This window comes from Blautia sp. AF32-4BH (assembly GCF_003460565.1).
GTDB classification, from domain to species: domain Bacteria; phylum Bacillota; class Clostridia; order Lachnospirales; family Lachnospiraceae; genus Fusicatenibacter; species Fusicatenibacter saccharivorans.
Genome location: NZ_QTVL01000046.1, coordinates 396 through 703 on the forward strand (window position 1 = coordinate 396; position 308 = coordinate 703).

The window sequence follows — 308 nt, forward strand, 5'->3', positions numbered from 1 at the left end:
CAGTATGCCATGCCTGTTTTTTACCACAATGTCATGTACCGTGAAAACACAGAAGAGAAAGATGCGGCCTTTTTAAAACTGTACGATGGCCATGACTGGAAATGGTTTGCTGTGCGGCTGAAACATACAGATATGGAATATTTAAGAAAACACTGGTCGGGCAAAAAAGCTTCGGCGCCAACGTTGGAGAAAAAGCACGACAAATATTTCCTGCGTTTTACGTATGCGGAAGAGGTATCTTTAAACCGGACACCTGTCAAAGAACAAACGATCTGCAGTGTGGATCTCGGCATCAATACGGATGCAGT

Annotated in this window: 1 pseudogene; it reads left to right on the forward strand. The window is 43.8% G+C overall.

Features of this window, described 5'->3' with window-relative positions:
• Window positions 1–308, forward strand: a pseudogene (locus tag DWZ44_RS19610) (IS200/IS605 family accessory protein TnpB-related protein); the annotation flags it as partial.